The sequence below is a fragment of the Microbacterium sp. P03 genome, assembly GCF_043556235.1.
Classification (GTDB): domain Bacteria; phylum Actinomycetota; class Actinomycetes; order Actinomycetales; family Microbacteriaceae; genus Microbacterium.
Map to the genome: position 1 here is coordinate 241,107 of NZ_JBIGIM010000001.1, position 14,443 is coordinate 255,549.

Sequence of the window (14,443 nt, forward strand, 5' to 3'; positions counted from 1 at the left end):
CCGATGAGCGGATCATGCCCACCGTCGGCCAGTCTGTACACATGACACCCGCACCCGCCGGTCCGGCATCGGCGATCGACGACGCCGGGCACGGAGCGGGCGCCGTCATCGTCGCCCAGCTGCTTCTGCGGACCGCATCGGCCGCAGGGGCCTTGGCGCTGGGATCGTACTTCGTCGAGCTGTCCCGCAACGGTGCCCCTGTGGGCGCTCTCCTGCTGGGCGTCCTGTCGGGGTTGAGCTTTCTCGCCGAGCTGATCCTCGCCCCGGCAGCAGGCTCGGCCAGCGACCGCCGCGGACGGCGGGTCTTCCTCGTCGCCGCTCCGCTTCTCGCGGCAGTCGGCATTCTGCTCGCCCCCGGCGCATCCGTGCTCGCCGCCGTCCCCTCGATCGCGCTCGTCGTCGTCGTCGTCGGTACGTCGCGACTGCTCGACGGGGCCGGTGCCGCGATCTCCGCGCCGGCCACGCTGGGACTTCTCGCCGACGCGAGCGACGGCGACAGGATGCGACGCGGTCGGGTCACGAGCCTGTACGAGCTGTCCTCGTCGGGCGGGATCGCGCTCGGCGCCGTGGCCGGACCGCTTCTGTATGCCGGTCTCGGACTGTGGTCGTTCGTCGCGTTGGCCGGGGTCTACATCGTCGCATCAGTACTCGTGCTCGTCTTCGTCCGTCCCAGGGCCGTGACCCGGACCTCGAGGGAGTCCGCATCGGTGCGCGATCGCGTTCGGGTGCTCGCGCAGCCACGATTGCTCGCTTTCCTGCCGGCGTGGATCGCCGTCAACGCGATCCTCGGGACGTGGGTCACATCACAGATCACTTTCGTTCTGGCGGGCGATCGGCGCGCCGCCGGCCAACTGTTCCCCGGCGCGTTCGTCGACAATGAGGGAGGTCTGTCAGCCGTTCTCGGCGTCTACGTGCTCGCTTTCAGTGTCTGCATCGTTGCCTGGTCGTTCTTCATCGGGCGCCTACCCACCGTGCCGGTCCTCTTCGTCACGGTGATCGGTGCGATCATCGCCTCCGTCGGTCTGTTGCTGGCGAACCGCGGGCTGCCCCTCGTCATCGCCCTCCCGATCGTGCTGGTGGGCGTGTTCCTCGAAGCAGGCTTCACTCCGGCGGCACTCACGCACCTCAGCGACATCTCGGCCGAGTATCGCGAGAATCGCGGGCTCATCATGGGTGTCTACTCCGTCGTCGTGGGCGCGGGATACCTCCTCGGCAACGTTCTCGGCGGAGTGTTCGCCGAATGGCTCCTCTTCGACGGGCTTGCACTGCTCACCATCCTGCTGGCAGGAGTCGCGCTGGTGTCGATCGCGACGATGTTCGTGGTGGAAAGACGTCTCCGCGCGCGCGGGTGACCTTTGATCGTCCGCCGCAGGCCAGGTCGGCGCCGATCGGGCTGACGTAGGGCAGAATGCAGAGACATCCGCACTCGTCATCCATCGACGGGCGCGCGAGCGCCGAACCGCCTGCAACGCCGCGGGGCCGGAAGCCCTCCACCTCGGTACGGAAGGACGCCATGCACCTGGCCACGACGCTCAGACGGCTCGAACTCGAGACACGACCCATTCATCCGGATACTCGGCGCGCGCTGGACCTGCGCTGGGCGGAGCTGCCAGACCACGTGAAGACTCCGAATCAGCTGCTCGGCCGCTGCGCCGTGGGTTGCGAGGGAACACACGGCGTGTTCCCCAAATGCGACCTGACGTGCTCGCCCTGCTACCACTCGGCTGATGCCAACAAGGTGCGGATCGACGGTGACCACACGGTCGAGAACGTCAAGAAGCAGATGGACTACCTGCGGCAGGTGAGGGGGCCGCGCGCGCATGCACAATTGATCGGCGGCGAGGTCAGTCTCCTGTCCGCCGAAGACCATGCGCAGGCCCTGCTCGCGATGCGGGCGGTCGGCCGTGAGCCCATGTCGATGACGCACGGCGACTTCGACGACGAGTACCTGCGCGACCTCGTCCTGGACGAGCACGGGAAGCCACGTTTTCAGAAAGTGTCGTTCGCGGCGCACTTCGACTCGCTGATGCGCGGACGGCGCGGGGCCGTCCGGCCACGGAGCGAGGCCGAGCTCAATCCGTTCCGCGAGAAGTTCGCGCAGATGTTCGTCGATCTGAAGCGCGACCACGGGGTCGAGCGATACCTCGCACATAACATGACCGTCACGCCGTCCAATGTCGACGAGGTGGAGCAGGTCACCCGTGATGTTCTGAAGATGCCGTACGACATGATGTCGTTCCAGCCTGCGGCGTTCATCGGAGACGATCGCCGCTGGCGGGAGGATTTCGGCGAGGTGACCATCGACGCGGTCTGGGAGCGAGTCGAGCGCGGCGCGGGTCACAAGCTCCCGTGGCAGGCGACGCAGTTCGGCGACCCCCGGTGCAACCGCTCGACCGTCGGCATCCGCGTCGGGGGCGGGTTCGCCGCGCTCCTGGACCCGGAGGAGCCGAAGGACATCGCGGCCCGGGATCGCTTCCTCGACCACTTCGGCGGGATGATCTTCGGCGACATTCCCCGGCGGATCCTGTTCGTCAAAGTCGTGCGTGCCCTCGCGGCGCACCCGGCTGACATCGTCCCGCTCGTCGGTCTCGCCCGCCGCGTTCTGCGGCGGGCGGGCGGTCTGCCGCGAGTGCTGCGCGAGGCGCGGAGGGGGGAGGTCTCGTTCAAGACCTTCGTCGTCCACAACTTCATGGACGCCGCACAAGTCGATCCCGCGTGGAAACTCATGGAGCAGGGCGTCGTCGCCACCGACCCCCTCCTCAAGGAGACGCAGGAGCGGCTCGGGTCCTGCATGTACGCGATGGCGCACCCCGAGAGCGGGCGCCTCGTCCCCGCGTGCGTGCAGCACTCCGTCCTCGACCCGATCGAGAATGTGGAGCTGCGCCGCCTGCTGCCGTTGCCGTCGCTGAGAGACGGGGCTGCCGCCCAGGTGGTCGCGCGCCCCTCGGGTCTGAGCCCTGTGCGCCAGACCGGCCCCGCGCGCGCCACCTGAACCGGGGGACGCGCGCGCAGCCCGGGGGCGTCACACCACACGACGCCCGTGGCACGTCGGCCGCGCTCGGGTGTCCGGTTCTCAGATCGATACGACGTGCACGGCGTCGGCGGGCAGCGACAGGGTCACGCGGTCGCCGACCACGCACGGCTGCGTCGGCGAGATCTCCGCGCTCAGCAGCACCTCACCGCAGCGGACGCCCACCTCGATGCGGGCTCCCGAGACCCGTGCAGATTCCACGACGCCGGGGACGGATGCTGCGGGAACGTCCGCTGCCGAGCCGCGATGGAGGACGACGTCCTCTTGACGGATGACGAGGATGCCGGCGCCCTCGCATGCACCCGAGCCGAAGGGCACGTCGCCCAGAGCGCTGTGGTGCACGGCGCCCCGAACGGTGCCCGGTACCTCGTTGCGCCCACCCATCAGCTGCGCCGCGCGCAGGCTGCGCGGCCGGCGGTACGCCTCGGACACGGTCCCCTCGGTGAGGAGGACACCGTTCTCGATGAGGGCGATTCGATCCGACACGCGCGACGCCTCGTCCCGGTCATGAGTCACGAGGACGATCGTGGGCGACGCGACGGCCCGCACCGATTCGAGCAGATCGTGCATGTCGCCGCGGAGCGCAGCGTCAAGGGCGCTGAAGGGTTCGTCGAGCAGCAGCACCGCAGGCTCGGCGGCCAGCGCACGCGCGATCGCGACGCGCTGCTCCTGGCCTCCGGACAGCTCGTGCACCCGACGGTTGCCGAACCCGTCGAGCTGCACCATCGCCAGATATTCCGCGGCACGGGCGCGGGCTGCGGCCCGTCCCACGCCCGAGACCCTGCCCGAGAAGGCGATGTTGTCCAGAACCGAGAGATGCGGGAAGAGGAGGGACCGCTGGAAGACCATGCCGACGCGTCTGCGCTCGGCGGCGACGGCGACCATGTCGTGACCCCCGATCCGGACGGTCCCTGCGTCCGCTGTCTCGAGTCCGGCGATGACGCGCAACAGCGTGCTCTTGCCCGATCCGCTCGGGCCGAGGATGGCCGTGCAGGTGCCGGCAGCGACAGTGAGGGAGAAGTCCCGGAGCACCGGCGCACCTGTGTCGGCGAACGTCTTGTCGATGCCCTGGAGGACGAGGTCGGCGCTCATGCGGCGATTCCTCCGCGCGCGCGTCCGGCAGAGGACTCGACGATCGGAACGCCGGAGCGCGCTCGCCGCGTGCGCGACGGGCGCGGCCCGCGGAGCCCCAGCACTGCGACCAGCAGTACGACGGGAGGCACGGTCGCTGCGAGTGACATCACCGCGACGGCCGAATCGTTGCCCAGCCCTGCTGCTGCGCCTGCCACGACCAGCGGAAGAGTGACGAGTTCGCCGCCGCCCACGATCAGGGTGACGATGTAGTCGCTCCAGGCAACGAGGAATGCCAGGAATGCCGCCCGCGCCAATGCCGGCGCGATCATCGGAAGGTGCACGCGGCGCATCACCTGAGCGCGGCCCGCGCCGAGCAGTCGAGCCTCCTCCTCGAACGACAGGTCGTAGGAGCCGTACGCGGCGCGCAGGACGAACGCGGTGTAGGGCAGGGCCATCACCACCAGCACGAGAACCACCCCCGCGATGGAGGGGACATGCACGCGCAGGAGGACGACATTCACGCCCAGCACCGCCGCGAACGGCGGGAGCGCGATCGGCGCGAGGAGCAGCGCCGACACCGTGCGAGGGAACGGCACGGCGCCGAAGGTGAGCGCGCGGGCAGCGAGCGCACCCAGTGGCGTCGCAATGGCCGCGACCACCAGACCGAGGAGAACGGAGCGGCCGAACGCGGGCAGCGCGCCGAACCCGGCGGCATCCTGCAATCCCGCCACACCCCACATGGTCGGCACCGGCGACGGGTAGGACCATGCGTCGGCGAAGGACCACATCGCCAGAGGGAGGAACGGGAGTGCGAACCACACGACGAGGGCGGTCGTCGCCGCGAGGCGGATGATCCGTCCAGGGCCCCGAGGTGAGGTGAGCGTGCTCGCATTCGCACCGGTCACCGCCAGACCGCCGTACGGCGCAAGGCCATGAACGTGCACGCGACGAAGACCAGGGCGATCGCGCTGGTGATGATCGCGACCGCCGCCGCCTCCGGCCGAGACGCCAGCGACACGCCCTGGAACAGCCGCACCGCGAGAACCGGCAGCGGCTCGGGGTAGGTGCGCCCGAGCAGCCAGGAGACCTCGTACGACCCGAGGGCGTAGACGAAGCTGAGGGCTGCGCAGATCACGATGGACGGCGTGGTCAGGGGAAGCAGCACGTGACGGAAGCGACGCCACCGACCCGCGCCCAGCAGCGCGGCCGTTTCGTCATACGTCGCGACACGCGTGGCGAGCGTACCCGTCACGACGAGGGCGACGAAGGCGGACTCCTTCCACGCGAATTCGGCGATGACCGCACCCCAGAGGGGCCCACCCACCCAGGCCGGCCATGCTTCGGGAGCGATGCCGAGCAGCCGCGGGAGAACCCCGGCGTCAGAGAGCAGGAGGCCGATCGTCGCGGCGCCGACGAGGTGCGGCACGGTGACCGTCGTCGCACCCAGAGCGGCGACGAGGCGACTCCCCGCCCGACTCGAGACGATGACGACAGCCGCCGCGGTTCCGACCACGACGGCGATGGATGTGGAAACGGTCGCGATGGCTACCGACACGACGATGGCGGCACCGAGGTCACGAGGATGCGCGAGGAATGCATCGAGGCTCGGTGCCACAGGTCCCGCGATGGGCATCAGGCCGAAGGCCTGCAGCATCGTCGCGATGACCCCGCCGGCCACCACGAACAGCGTCACGAGCACCGCCGGGAGCACGAGCATCGCTCCGCGCAGTCGCTCGGCGGTGGTGCCACCGCGCCGCTCGACGGGCGCGAAGCTCATCGATCGAGGACGCCGGCGCGCCAGCCTTCGTCCAGTGCGGGCACCCACTCGGCGGCGAGCTCGCCGTGGGCATTGCGGGACAGGACGTCATAGCCCGGGACGACGGGGGAGTCGGGCAGATCGTCGAACTGCGCGCGATCGGATTCCGGCAATCCGTCGATGTCGAGGACGGTGAACTGACCCCAGACATCCGGCTGGGCTTTCGCGACCTGCTGATCCACGGAGAGTGCCGTGTTCGCGACGACCATCGCACCGGCGATGGAGTCGGAGTTGGCGGGCAGGCCGAGGAAGCTCGCGTTTCCGACGGTCCCGTCCTCGAGCGTGAGCACCGTGGTCGCCGGGGGGTAGGTGCCGTCAGCGACGAGGTCGGTCAACGTCGCCGGCCCGTAGGTCATGGTGATGTCGATCTGACGGTCGGCGAACAACTGCCCGAGTTCCGCCTCGTTCGCGGGGTAGGTGTCACCCCCGCGCCACAGGCTGGGAGCGAGAGTGCCCAGTCGTTCGTACAGCCGGGGTGCGAGCTCGCTGAATGCCTCGTCGGAGTACGCGGCGGGGACGTTGTCAGCGCCGCCGGACACACTCGCGAGCACCTCGCGCAGGAAGACCGAGCCGGTGAAGTCGGGCGGGGCCGGATATGTGAACCGGCCCGGGTGGGCCTCCGCCCATTCGAGCACTCCTTCGAGAGTGGTCGGCGGATCGGGAATGGCCTCGGCGTTGTACGCGAGCGTGAATTGCGCCTTATGCCAGGGGGCCTCGCATCCATCGACGGGCGTGCCGAAGTCCGACGTGAGCAGCGGGTCGTCGGGGTCGGTGCCGAGGGTCGAAGGCATCAGGTCCGTCCACCCGCACAGCCACGCGTCGGCTTCCTTTCCGGTGCGGAAGTTGTCTCCGTTGACCCAGATGAGGTCGACTGTTCCATCGGAGCGGCCCGCCTGCAGCTCGGTGAACACGCGATTCAGTGCGTCCCTGGTGTCGGTCACGGGAACCCGCTCCAGAGTGACGCCGTACTCGGCGACGGCGGGGGCGAGGATGTCGTCGACGTACGCGTTGCCTTGGTTATCGCCGCCGTACATCCACAGCTGAACCGTCTGCCCTTCGGCATCGGCCAGCACGCTCTCCCAGTCGTCGTAGGTAGTGGCGGAGCTGGTCTCCGGCGCCGCGCACCCGGCGAGGGTGAGGAGCGAAACGCCGACTGCCACAACGGAGGCGCAGCGGGATCGAGGTCCAGATCGGGGCATTGCTTCCTCTATTCAGGACGGCGACCGGCGGTGTCACGTCGGACTAGGGTATGGGATGTCGGAGAGGATGCGTGAACGCTGATGGTGCGCGTGTTCCGTGACGTCTCCTCCGTGCGATGGGCCTGGATCAGGCTGGCCTTCTTCGTACTCTTCGTGGCGCTTGCGGCCGTGGTCGGACTTCTTCTCGTCCCCACCGACCTGAACGAGATACGGGAGTGGGTCGAGGGTCTGGGGCCGGGCGCGCAGGTCGTCTTCGTCCTCGGCTATGCAGCGCTGACACTGACGCCCGCTCCGAAGAACGTGCTCACCATCGCTGCAGGTCTGGTCTGGGGCTTCTGGCCGGCGCTGGGGATGGTGTACGTCGGTGCGCTGCTGGGCGCGGCCGCTTCCTTCGTGATCGGGCGGTGGGCGGGGCGCGAAGCCGTGGAGCGGCTGACGGGTGCGCGGGTCGCGCGTCTGGATGCCGCCCTCGCGAATCGCGGCTTTCTCGCGGTGCTGGGAGCTCGGCTGGTGCCGATCATCCCCTTCACCCTCATCAACTACGGTGCCGGGCTGACGGCAGTGCGCCCGCGAGATTACGCGGTCGGGACGGCTTTGGGCATCATCCCCGGGTCTGTCGCCTACGTCGCCCTCGGCGCGTTCGGCGTCGAGTTCGGACCGCCCTTCTGGATCGCGCTCTCGGTGCTGGGAGTGCTCGCGCTGGCCGGAGTCATCACCGGAGTCATCGTCCGCCGTCGCGGACATCGCGCGGCGGGAAGCTCATCGGATGCTGCTTCCGTGGAGGCCGACGATGCTTGACCGGGCCCTTCGATCATTCCTCGCGCGACCTCTCGGGGCGGCGGCGGCGGCGATCGACCGCCCGGGCGTCACCCCCGACGGTCTGACGATCGCAGGGCTCGTGCTCGGCGTCGCGTCGGCGACGACGGCGGCGCTGCAGCTGTGGGCGGTGGCGCTCGCGCTCTGGCTCATCTCCCGGGTTCTGGACGGTCTCGACGGCACGCTCGCGCGGCGCCGGCGCGGACGTGCACAGCTTCAGGGCGCGCCATCCCCGCCCTCGGAGGCGGGAGGATTCCTTGACATCACGGCCGACTTCGTCGTCTACGGAGCATCGGTGGTCGGGATCGCGATCGGGGCGACCGCGCAGTTCGACGGGCCGTGGTGGCCGTTCCTGCTGGTCCTGTTCGCGTACTACGTCAATGGAACGGCGTTTCTGGCGTTCTCGTCGATCGCCGAGAGGACAGGACGCACGATCGACGACGGGCGCTCGCTGTCCTTCCTCGGTCGCCTCGCCGAGGGGACCGAGACGATCGTGGTGCACGCCCTCTGGCTGATCCTGCCCTTCTGGGCGTGGCAGATCGCTCTCGTGTGGTCTGCCTTCGTCGCGGTGAGCGCCGTTCAGCGCATCGTTGCGGGGTACCTGCGCCTCCGCTGATCCGCGGACGGTGCGGGTCGACGACCTAGCCGCGCCGACGGCGTGCCGCAGAGAGCCCGCGGACGCCGAGACGCACGATGCCCGTGGTCAGCGCGTGCTGCGCATCTTTCACGACAGCGTTCCATCCCGCGTCCGAGTACGTCGGGTAAGCGTGGATCGTCGTGGCGAGGGTGCGCACCGGCGTCCGAAGACGCGTCGCGGTGGTGAACTCCGCGAGCGACTCGCCCGCCCTCGGACCGACGATCACGGCGCCTCGCACCCGTCCGCGACCATCGACGACCACCTTCGTGAAGCCATCGGTATGCCCGTCGGCGATCGCACGGTCGACGTGGGCGTGCTGCTGCACGAGCACCCGCATCTTCCGCCGGTCGGCGTCAGCCGGTGCGACGCCGACCGCGCCGACCTCCGGTGAGGTGAACGTCACCCGGGGTACGACCTCCAGGTCGGCCTTGCGCGACAGTCCGAGCACGGCGTTCGTCGCGGCGACGCTGGCGAACATCCCCGCGGTGTGGGTGAATCGGGGCAACGGCGTCACATCCCCGGCGGCTCGGATCCGTGGGTTCGACGTCCGCAATGCATCGTCGACGACCACGTCGCCGCGCTCGTCGAGCTGCACGCCTGCCGCATCCAGTCCCAGCCCCTCCGTTCTCGCGCTACGCCCGAGCGCCACGAGCGCACGGTCGAAGGCGATGACCGAGCCGTCGCTGAGCAGCGCCGTGCCCGAGTGGGACGAGGCCGCGGGGGTCGCGTCGGAGGTGAAGGACGACACGGTGGCGCTGAGGTGGACGTCGACGCCGTCGGCCTGCAGGGCTGCCACGACCACTCGGGCGGCATCCGGGTCTTCTTTCGGCAGCAGTCGTTCACCACGGTGCACGAGGGTGACGGCGCTCCCCAGGCGTGCCATCGCCTGCGCGATCTCGCATCCGATCGCGCCCCCTCCCTGGATGAGCAATCGCGGCGGCAGCTCCTCCAGATCCCAGAAGGTCTCGTTCGTGAGCATGTCGATGGATGCCGAGCCGTCGGCGTCGCTGCGCACAGGCGTGCTCCCCGAAGCGAGAAGCGCATCGCGGAACTCGATCCGCTGCCCGTTCACGAGAAGAGAGCGCGGACCGTCGAACCGGGCTCGACCCACGAGAGCATGGACGCCGTCTCGGGCGAGCGACTCGGGCGAGTCGACCGGTTCGATGCGATGGATCGCCGTGCGCACGTGCCGCATGACACCCGGGAAGTCCACGTCGATGCCCTGGGTTCGCACGCCGAAGGCCGACCCCTGCCGGGCGGCGTGGGCGGTTGCGGCCGCCGCGATGAGCGCTTTCGAGGGCACGCATCCGGTGTGCAGACACTCGCCGCCGAAGCGTCCTGCCTCGATCAGCAGCACACTCGCGCCCAGTGCCGCTGCCGTGCGGGACCCGACGAGCCCGGCGCTTCCCGCTCCGATCACGACGAGGTCCCATGCGCGACCTGCCGCTTCTTCGGCGTCGAGGGTGAAGCCGGAGCTGCTCGGGGAAGGGATCATCCTCGAAGCCTAGAGTGGAAGCGGAACGGGGGGTCCGATGGCGGCACTGCTGCGACGGTACGGCGTCGGCGCCCGCTGGTACGACGTCCTCTCGGGCGAACGGTGGGTGTACCGGGCCGGACGCCGGGCGGGGGTCGCCTTGCTCGACCCGCGGCCGGGGGAGGTCATCGTGGATCTGGGATGCGGGACGGGCCTCAACTTCCCCGTCCTGAGTGAAGCCGTGGGGCCGACTGGTCTGATCGTAGGAATCGACCGCAGCCCCGACATGCTGGAGATGGCACGCCGTCGCGTCGAACGCGCGGGCTGGGGCGGACGGGTGCGCATCCTCCAGGCGGACGCGACTGCGCTGCGCCCTTCAGACGTCGCTGCGCTCGCCGGTGCCTCGCCCGATGCGTTGCTGGCCACTTATTCGCTGAGTGTCATCGACGGACGTGAGGAGGCATGGCGTCGCGCGTCCGCCAGCCTGCGGCCGGGCGGTCGAGCCTGCATCGTCGACATGCAGCCCCCACGGGGCACGTGGAGAGTTCTCTCGCCCCTGGCGCGGCTTGCGTGCTCAGCCGGTGGAGCCGACATCACCGCCCATCCGTGGCAGATGCTCGAGCGGGACGCCGAGCCGGGCAGCCTGCGCAGGTCGGAGCGGAAGGGCGGCCACATCGTCGCCGTCGCAGGTCGGCTCGCGTAGCCCGCCGAGCGCACCGTCGCCTCATCTGCGCGATGTCACCGCAGTTCCGTCCGCGGGCGGACGACGACGTCCGTCAGATGGACGTCGGGGCTCGCATCCACGACGAACCGCACTGCGCGGGCGACCGACTCCACGGTGATGTACCGCTCGGGCTCGTACGCCGCGCCGGCGGCAGCGATCGACCGCTGCAGCATGGGGGTGTCGGTCTGCCCGGGTGCCACGGTGGCGACGCGGATGCCGTGCGGCGCCTCGTCGATGCGCAGGACGTCGGCGAATCCGCGCAGGGCGTGCTTGGACGCCGTGTAGACGGCGCTTCCCGGCACCGCCTTCGTGCTCGCCCCCGAGCCGATGAAGATCACGGTGCCGCGCGCACGCCGCAGGGGAGCGAGCAGCAGTCGCGTGAGGTCGGCGGGCGCGATCACATTCAGCTCGAGATACGACCGCCACACCTCGGGCGTCGCTTCGTCGATGGAGAGTCCTTGTCCGACGGCGGCGCAATGCACCACGACGTCGACGCGGTCCACCGACGCCGCAAGGGCGGCGCGCGCACCGTCGTCGGTCAGGTCGACCGCAACGGCCGTGATCCCGGGGAGGCGAAGTGCCTCGACCGAGGCGGCCGTACGCCCGACGGCGACCACGTCGTGCGTCGTGGCGAGATCGAGAGCGATGGCAAGACCCATCCCGCTGGTCGCGCCGGCGACGATCGCCACGGGACGCTCCGAGGGCGGCGTCGGGTCGGACGGGTTCGAAGTGTGAGGCATCCGGATCTCTCCTGTCGAAGGCGGGCGCAACCGATCGTAAGGGGCCGACTCAGCCCGCGGGGATCAGGCGTTCGGCGCGGTAGCGGTCGAAGAGCGCGGTGAACGAGTCGATCGTGCGGTGGTACGACGTGAAGCCTGCGAGACGCGACTTGCTGATGTCGGTCACGACCTCGATCTGTCGGCCCAGGTCGGCATCTGTGTGCCACCACGACGCGAGACGGTCGAGCTCCGGCCCGACGAGACCGTGCTCGTCCACGAGGCGCTGCCACGTCGGCGAGGCGTTCGCCATCTGCTGCTCGAGAGGCTGCAGATCGCCGCCCGGACCGACCGGCTCCACGCCGAAGTACTCGGCGATGCGCGCCCACATCCACCGCCAGCGGAAGACATCGCCGTTGACGACGTTGAAGGCCTCGTCCCGCCCCTCAGGAGCCGTGGCCGCCCACAGCATCTGATCGGCCAGGATCGTGGCATCCGTCATGTCCGTCAGCCCGTTCCACTGCGTGAGCGAGCCCGGGAAGACGAAGGGCGTGCCCAGTGCACGGCAGATCGACGCGTAGACGGCGATCGTCAGGCCCATGTTCATCGCGTTGCCGACGGCGTGACCGATCACCGTGTGCGAACGATGGACCGACCAGTGGAACCCGCCGCGACCGGCCGCGGCGAAGAGCTCGTCCTCCTGCGCGTAGTAGAAGTTGGGGGCGTCCAGGCGGGCTTCGTCCTCGTGGAACGGGGTATCGGGCATGCCGCCCTGCCCGTACGCCTCGAACGGACCCAGATAGTGTTTGAGTCCCGTGACGAGGGCGACGTGCTCGAGCGGCGCATGCGACAGGGCGGCCAGGAGATCACGGACCATGCCGCCGTTCACGACGATGTTCTCCTGCTCGGTCGGCTGACGCGACCACGCGGTGAAGAACACGTGCGTGGGGCGCTCGTCGGCGAGTGCGCGCGTGAGGTCCTCGGCGGAGCGCAGATCGGCGGAGAGGGGGCGCACCCCGGAACGTGCGACGCCGGGCTGCCGCGAGAGCGCGATCACGTCCCATCCGTCCGCGGCGAGAAGATCCACCAGCGCGGAACCGCCGATACCCGTCGCGCCGACGACGAGGGCCGTGCGTTCGCCAGGATCGACCCCGGTGCCGGAAGAACCAGATCGGGTTTTGTCGGACATGTCGGGTGCGGGAGCCATGCCCACCCCAACGTGCTCGTCCGGCGTCCATTCCCTGCCGAGCAGATGAGAGCGCGTCCATCTGCAGGAAAGGTGGGACGGCCGTCGCCTCGGGCGGCCGCCGAGGAGACTCCAGCCCCACTGTTCCGGCGAATGACGAGGAACCAGCCTGCGGATTCGCGCCTCGGGCTTGGGGACAGCTCATAGCCTCTCGGCCCCGTGCGGGCAATGGGGCAGCGGAAAGAGACACGGCCCCCCAGACTCGGAAGATGAGCAGCGACGTGGGCGACCAGAGCATCCGAGTGACCGAAGACGCGGAGGCGCTGCAGCCGCTGCGCGACGGCGACACGTCGATCGAGCCGGATGCGGCGGCGGACCCGGCCCAGGCGGAGTGGGATCGCACGACGGCGATCGACGAGGGTGCCGATCCGGAGGATCTCGACATCGAGACCGCCACCGGCGATGACCCGGCTCAGCTCCCCGCCGACGACGACGATGTTCCGGCCTTCGATCTTCCCGGCGACGGACTGCAGCCCGAGACGCAGGGTGCCGGCCCACTGGACGCCGAGCTCGGCGATGACGGACAGGGCGATCTCGCGCCGGAAGACCTTTGAGCTACGCCTGCGCGAGCGTCCCGTCGTAGCGCTCCCGGGATGCGGCCACCTGGCCGAAGTGATCGATCGACCATCGCTCGAGGGCCTTGAGGGGCTCGCGCAAGGTCTGGCCGGCTTCCGTCAAGGTGTACTCGACACGGGGCGGCACCTCCGCGAAGACCGCACGCGACACCAGACCGTCGCGCTCCAGACCCCGGAGCGTCTGAGTGAGCATCTTCTGCGAGATGCCGTCGACCTCACGTCGGATCTCTGAGAAGCGGCGAGGTCCGTCGCTGAGCGTCCCGATGATCAGCACGGTCCAGCGATCGCCGATCCGGTCCAGAAGGCGGCGGCTCGGACATCCCGCCGCGTACGGATCGAGGTCGTCCGCGCGGAATGCGGCGGTGGTCTTGGTTACCAAAAGGTGCCTACTTCCCGAAAGTGACCTTTGCGAATAGCGTAGCGTCCGCACATCGAAAGCACTACGGAGGAACGTCATGACCCGCATCACCGTCATCGGAGGAACCGGCTACGCCGGTAGCAACATCGTCAGAGAGGCTGCGTCTCGTGGCCACGAGGTCGTCTCGTACAGCAGGAATGAGCCGGATGCCGCGACCCGCGTGAACGCGGTCGCCTACGAGACCGGATCCATGCTCGACGCAGACGTGCGCGACCGAGCGGTCGCCGGCGCGGAGGTGGTCGTCTCCGCGCTTTCTCCCCGCGGGGAGCTCGACGGACGACTGGTCGAGGTGGATCGTGAGCTGGCCGCTCTTGCGGAGCAGCGCGGCGTGCGCATCGCCGTGGTGGGTGGCTTCAGCTCGCTCCGCCTCGAGGAGGGCGGCCCGCGGATGGCCGACGGCGACGACATCCCGCCGCAGTTCGCCGACGAGGCGAAGCAGATGAACACCATCCTCACGGAACTGCTCGAGGCGCCGGCATCCGTGGACTGGGTGTTCTTCTCCCCGGCACAGCAGTTCGGCGCCTACGTTCCCGGCGAGGCGCTCGGGCGCTATCGCACCGGCGGCGACGTGGTGTTCACCGACGACGAGGGCGTGTCTGCCATCAGCGGTGCGGACTTCGCGCGGGCGGTCGTCGATGAGATCGAACGGCCCGCCCACCGGCGCGAGCACATGAGCGTCGCGTACTGATCGGCAGAGCACCTCGCATGCGCCGACGC

The 14,443-nt window shown here is 69.5% G+C and carries 15 protein-coding genes; 7 read left to right on the forward strand and 8 right to left on the reverse strand.

What is annotated here, in order from left to right; all coding sequences use genetic code 11:
- The first annotated feature begins 41 nt into the window (after positions 1–41).
- Together ACFXOO_RS01030 and ACFXOO_RS01035 are read left to right on the forward strand one after the other, a co-directional pair.
- Positions 42–1,352, forward strand: a complete 1,311-nt coding sequence (locus ACFXOO_RS01030) for an MFS transporter (RefSeq protein ID WP_378836869.1) — start codon at positions 42–44, stop codon at positions 1,350–1,352.
- A gap of 266 nt (positions 1,353–1,618) precedes the next feature.
- Positions 1,619–2,992, forward strand: coding sequence for a hypothetical protein (locus ACFXOO_RS01035; protein WP_394562533.1), 1,374 nt, complete (start codon positions 1,619–1,621; stop codon positions 2,990–2,992).
- A gap of 81 nt (positions 2,993–3,073) precedes the next feature.
- Here ACFXOO_RS01035 and ACFXOO_RS01040 read toward each other — a convergent pair whose 3' ends face one another.
- From ACFXOO_RS01040 to ACFXOO_RS01055, 4 genes are read right to left on the reverse strand one after another with little or no spacing between them, the layout of a single operon-like run.
- A complete protein-coding gene (locus tag ACFXOO_RS01040) occupies positions 3,074–4,123 on the reverse strand; it encodes an ABC transporter ATP-binding protein (protein WP_394562535.1) in 1,050 nt (349 codons plus the stop codon).
- Positions 4,120–5,010 (reverse strand): ABC transporter permease, encoded by an 891-nt coding sequence (locus ACFXOO_RS01045; protein ID WP_394562537.1) that lies wholly within the window; start codon positions 5,008–5,010, stop codon positions 4,120–4,122. The genes ACFXOO_RS01040 and ACFXOO_RS01045 overlap by 4 nt, the downstream gene beginning before the upstream one ends.
- A complete protein-coding gene (locus tag ACFXOO_RS01050) occupies positions 5,007–5,882 on the reverse strand; it encodes an ABC transporter permease (RefSeq protein WP_378852219.1) in 876 nt (291 codons plus the stop codon). Before ACFXOO_RS01050 ends, ACFXOO_RS01045 begins: the two co-directional genes overlap by 4 nt.
- Entirely contained in the window at positions 5,879–7,081 is a 1,203-nt protein-coding gene (locus tag ACFXOO_RS01055; protein WP_394562539.1) for an ABC transporter substrate-binding protein, read from the reverse strand. Before ACFXOO_RS01055 ends, ACFXOO_RS01050 begins: the two co-directional genes overlap by 4 nt.
- 120 nt (positions 7,082–7,201) lie before the next feature.
- On the opposite strand from ACFXOO_RS01055, the gene ACFXOO_RS01060 reads away from it, so the two are divergent.
- Both ACFXOO_RS01060 and ACFXOO_RS01065 read left to right on the forward strand, forming a co-directional pair.
- Entirely contained in the window at positions 7,202–7,918 is a 717-nt protein-coding gene (locus ACFXOO_RS01060; RefSeq protein ID WP_394562541.1) for a TVP38/TMEM64 family protein, read from the forward strand.
- Positions 7,911–8,552 (forward strand): CDP-alcohol phosphatidyltransferase family protein, encoded by a 642-nt coding sequence (locus ACFXOO_RS01065; protein WP_394562543.1) that lies wholly within the window; start codon positions 7,911–7,913, stop codon positions 8,550–8,552. The genes ACFXOO_RS01060 and ACFXOO_RS01065 overlap by 8 nt, the downstream gene beginning before the upstream one ends.
- Positions 8,553–8,577: 25 nt before the next feature.
- Here ACFXOO_RS01065 and ACFXOO_RS01070 read toward each other — a convergent pair whose 3' ends face one another.
- Entirely contained in the window at positions 8,578–10,068 is a 1,491-nt protein-coding gene (locus ACFXOO_RS01070) for a dihydrolipoyl dehydrogenase family protein (protein ID WP_394562545.1), read from the reverse strand.
- Between the two features lie 37 nt (positions 10,069–10,105).
- Here ACFXOO_RS01070 and ACFXOO_RS01075 point away from each other — a divergent pair, with 37 nt between their 5' ends.
- Entirely contained in the window at positions 10,106–10,750 is a 645-nt protein-coding gene (locus ACFXOO_RS01075) for a class I SAM-dependent methyltransferase (RefSeq protein ID WP_394562546.1), read from the forward strand.
- 35 nt (positions 10,751–10,785) lie between these two features.
- Here ACFXOO_RS01075 and ACFXOO_RS01080 read toward each other — a convergent pair whose 3' ends face one another.
- Both ACFXOO_RS01080 and ACFXOO_RS01085 read right to left on the reverse strand, forming a co-directional pair.
- Entirely contained in the window at positions 10,786–11,511 is a 726-nt protein-coding gene (locus ACFXOO_RS01080) for an SDR family oxidoreductase (RefSeq protein WP_394562548.1), read from the reverse strand.
- A 49-nt stretch (positions 11,512–11,560) separates the two neighbouring features.
- Positions 11,561–12,676 (reverse strand): SDR family oxidoreductase, encoded by a 1,116-nt coding sequence (locus tag ACFXOO_RS01085; RefSeq protein ID WP_394562550.1) that lies wholly within the window; start codon positions 12,674–12,676, stop codon positions 11,561–11,563.
- A 266-nt stretch (positions 12,677–12,942) separates the two neighbouring features.
- Between ACFXOO_RS01085 and ACFXOO_RS01090 the strand changes: the two genes are divergently transcribed.
- Complete coding sequence (locus ACFXOO_RS01090; RefSeq protein WP_378852213.1) at positions 12,943–13,287, forward strand: sugar ABC transporter ATPase; 345 nt, start codon at positions 12,943–12,945, stop codon at positions 13,285–13,287.
- 1 nt (position 13,288) lies between these two features.
- Here ACFXOO_RS01090 and ACFXOO_RS01095 read toward each other — a convergent pair whose 3' ends face one another.
- The gene (locus tag ACFXOO_RS01095) at positions 13,289–13,687 is read right to left on the reverse strand and encodes a winged helix-turn-helix transcriptional regulator (protein ID WP_394562552.1); all 399 of its coding nucleotides are present in this window, start codon (positions 13,685–13,687) and stop codon (positions 13,289–13,291) included.
- A 76-nt stretch (positions 13,688–13,763) separates the two neighbouring features.
- Here ACFXOO_RS01095 and ACFXOO_RS01100 point away from each other — a divergent pair, with 76 nt between their 5' ends.
- Positions 13,764–14,414 carry an NAD(P)-dependent oxidoreductase gene (locus ACFXOO_RS01100; protein ID WP_378836902.1) on the forward strand — a complete coding sequence of 217 codons (651 nt, stop codon included), beginning with the start codon at positions 13,764–13,766 and terminating at the stop codon, positions 14,412–14,414.
- Positions 14,415–14,443 lie beyond the last annotated feature (29 nt).

What these genes read in the sequence shown, in the direction of transcription:
- ACFXOO_RS01030 (WP_378836869.1), top strand. Translation starts at nt 42, where the DNA reads ATGACACCCGCACCCGCCGGTCCGGCATCGGCGATCGACGACGCCGGG.
- ACFXOO_RS01070 (WP_394562545.1), bottom strand. Translation starts at nt 10,068, where the DNA reads ATGATCCCTTCCCCGAGCAGCTCCGGCTTCACCCTCGACGCCGAAGAA.
- ACFXOO_RS01065 (WP_394562543.1), top strand. Translation starts at nt 7,911, where the DNA reads ATGCTTGACCGGGCCCTTCGATCATTCCTCGCGCGACCTCTCGGGGCG.
- ACFXOO_RS01040 (WP_394562535.1), bottom strand. Translation starts at nt 4,123, where the DNA reads ATGAGCGCCGACCTCGTCCTCCAGGGCATCGACAAGACGTTCGCCGAC.
- ACFXOO_RS01050 (WP_378852219.1), bottom strand. Translation starts at nt 5,882, where the DNA reads ATGAGCTTCGCGCCCGTCGAGCGGCGCGGTGGCACCACCGCCGAGCGA.
- ACFXOO_RS01075 (WP_394562546.1), top strand. Translation starts at nt 10,106, where the DNA reads ATGGCGGCACTGCTGCGACGGTACGGCGTCGGCGCCCGCTGGTACGAC.
- ACFXOO_RS01085 (WP_394562550.1), bottom strand. Translation starts at nt 12,676, where the DNA reads ATGTCCGACAAAACCCGATCTGGTTCTTCCGGCACCGGGGTCGATCCT.
- ACFXOO_RS01080 (WP_394562548.1), bottom strand. Translation starts at nt 11,511, where the DNA reads ATGCCTCACACTTCGAACCCGTCCGACCCGACGCCGCCCTCGGAGCGT.
- ACFXOO_RS01100 (WP_378836902.1), top strand. Translation starts at nt 13,764, where the DNA reads ATGACCCGCATCACCGTCATCGGAGGAACCGGCTACGCCGGTAGCAAC.
- ACFXOO_RS01060 (WP_394562541.1), top strand. Translation starts at nt 7,202, where the DNA reads ATGGTGCGCGTGTTCCGTGACGTCTCCTCCGTGCGATGGGCCTGGATC.
- ACFXOO_RS01090 (WP_378852213.1), top strand. Translation starts at nt 12,943, where the DNA reads ATGAGCAGCGACGTGGGCGACCAGAGCATCCGAGTGACCGAAGACGCG.